This window comes from Pseudomonadota bacterium, assembly GCA_034189865.1.
Taxonomy (GTDB): domain Bacteria; phylum Pseudomonadota; class Gammaproteobacteria; order UBA5335; family UBA5335; genus JAXHTV01.
Map to the genome: position 1 here is coordinate 1 of JAXHTV010000063.1, position 2,611 is coordinate 2,611.

At 57.4% G+C, this 2,611-nt stretch carries 2 protein-coding genes; both read left to right on the top strand.

Going from position 1 to position 2,611, the window contains the following annotated elements; all coding sequences use genetic code 11:
* Positions 1–360 (top strand): SLC13 family permease (locus SVU69_13675; GenBank protein MDY6944046.1); only part of this gene is annotated, 360 nt, incomplete at its 5' end.
* 94 nt (positions 361–454) lie between these two features.
* A complete protein-coding gene (locus SVU69_13680; GenBank protein MDY6944047.1) occupies positions 455–2,167 on the top strand; it encodes a bifunctional sulfate adenylyltransferase/adenylylsulfate kinase in 1,713 nt (570 codons plus the stop codon).
* Positions 2,168–2,611 lie beyond the last annotated feature (444 nt).

The window sequence follows — 2,611 nt, forward strand, 5'->3', positions numbered from 1 at the left end:
GCCATCGCACAGTTCTTGCTGGACTTCACCCATGCCAGCCCTTGGTCTACCATGGTGGCCATTTACGTGGCCACGGTCATCTTTACCAACTTGATCACGAACAATGCTGCGGCGGTGCTGATGTTTCCCTTTGCACTGAACATTGCCGGCGACTTGAACGTGAGTTTTATGCCCTTCGCCATCGCGATCATGATGGGTGCGTCTTCCAGCTACGCCACCCCTATCGGTTATCAAACCAATCTGATGGTGATGGGACCGGGCGGCTACCGGTTCAGCGACTACTTCCGTTTGGGCATCCCCCTCACGGTGGTTGCAGGAATCATTACGGTCGTCACCATTCCCATGGTCTGGTCCTTCTGATGCGGAACGAACGAACACCCCGATTCATGACGTATTATTTCAGGCCGATCACATCAATCTACTTCCAACCGCACACCCAAATAAGGCAAGCGCTATGTCCAATTTGATTCAGCCCCACGGCGGCACCCTTTGCGACAACTATCTGCACGGCGACGAACTCGAAACGACCCGTGACAAAGCCCGTGGCTATCCCGATTGGAATTTAAATACCCGCCAATTGTGCGACATCGAACTGCTCCTGAATGGCGGTTTTTCCCCGCTGAAGGGATTTCTCACCCAAGCCGAATATGACGGCGTGGTCAGCGACATGCGGCTGCCAGACGGCAACCTCTGGCCCATCCCCATCAATTTGGACGTCTCGCAGGCGTTTGCCGACAGCCTCTCCGCGGGGGACTGGGTTGCGTTGCGTGATCCAGAAGGCGTTCTGATCGGCGTAATGGAAGTCAGCGATATATGGCAGCCGGACAAGGCGAAAGAAGCCCAAGGCGTATTCGGCACCACCGACCCGGCGCACCCCGGCGTGCACTACTTGATGAACCGTGCCGGCGCGGTTTATTTGGGCGGACGGGTGCTGGGCATCACCCCCCCCACGCATTACGATTTTCGCTCCTTGCGCCTCACCCCGACGGAAATGCGCGCCGCTTTCGACAAGTTGGGATGGCGCCGGATCGTGGCCTTCCAAACCCGGAACCCTATGCACCGGGCTCACCAAGAACTGACCCACAGGGCGGCCAAACAAGTCGAAGCCAACCTGTTGATTCAACCCGTGGTGGGCATGACCAAACCCGGTGATATCGACTACTTCACCCGCGTGCGCTGCTACGAAAACCTGCTCCGCCACTATCCGGAGCATTCCACGATGCTCAGCCTGTTGCCCCTGGCCATGCGCATGGGCGGTCCGCGCGAAGCCGTCTGGCATGCCATTATTCGGAAGAACCATGGGTGCTCGCACTTTATCGTCGGGCGCGACCATGCCGGGCCGGGCAAGGACAGCCAAGGCAATGATTTTTACGGCCCCTACGAAGCGCAGGAGCTGGTCTCCCAATACCACGACGAGCTGGGCATTGAGATGGTGCCGTTCCAGCAAATGGTGTTCGTGGAAGAAAAAGCCCAGTACGTGCCAGTGGACGAAGTGGAAGAAGGCGACAGCGTGCTCAACATCTCCGGCACCGAATTCCGCCGCCGTTTGCGCGAAGGGGCAGATATCCCCGAGTGGTTCTCGTATCCCGATGTGGTCAAGGAATTGCGCCGCAGCTACCCCCCGCGCTCCCGGCAGGGCTTTACCGTGTTTTTCACCGGTTTGTCCGGCTCCGGCAAGTCCACAATCGCCAACGCGCTTATGGTGAAACTAATGGAAATGGGCGGCCGGCCGGTGACCATGCTCGATGGAGACTTGGTGCGCAAGCATCTCTCCAGCGAGCTGGGTTTTTCCAAAGATCATCGTAATTTGAACGTGACCCGCATCGGCTTTGTGGCCGCGGAGATTACCAAGCACCGCGGCATTGCCATTTGTGCTCCTATCGCACCCTATACCGACACCCGCCGGATAGTGCGCGAAATGGTGGAAGCCAACGGCGGCTTCGTGGAAGTACATGTCGCCACATCGCTGGAAGTATGCGAAGAACGTGACCGCAAAGGCCTCTACGCCAAAGCCCGAGCGGGACAAATCAAGGAATTCACCGGCATCAGCGACCCCTACGAAGCACCCGAAGAACCGGAACTGGTCATCGACACCCAAGACTGCTCGCCCGACGAAGCCGCGCAACGGGTGTTGTTGAAGCTGGAAAATCTCGGCTATTTGGACTGATCCGCCCGTATTGGAAAACTCACCAGAGCTCTATGGATTGCTTTGCCTCGCGCTTGTCGCGATGAATCACTCTCTCGTCATCACGAGCGTAGCGAAGCGATCCATAGGGCGTTTGGCAAAACTTCGACGTCGGGGCACTCCAAACTCTGCATGGATTGCCTCGTCACTCTGCTCTTCTCAATGGCGACCAGCGTCCACGCAGTCCCACAAAACAGGCGCAACTTGCATCCCGCTGGCTTGGACAGGATCATGATCGAAGCCGCAAACAAAACAAAAAGCCCCACCGCCATGGGAGGCCCCGATGAGCTACGAATATTTCTCGGTTGACGCCTTTACCGACACTCCGTATCAGGGCGCCCAGATTCTGATCTTTCCTCGAGCGGACAAGCTACCAGCAGACCAAATGCAGCAGATCGCTGCGGAGTTCGGATTCCCGGAAACAGT

Coding starts and splice junctions, on each gene's coding strand:
- SVU69_13680 (MDY6944047.1), top strand. CDS start 455: ATGTCCAATTTGATTCAGCCCCACGGCGGCACCCTTTGCGACAACTAT.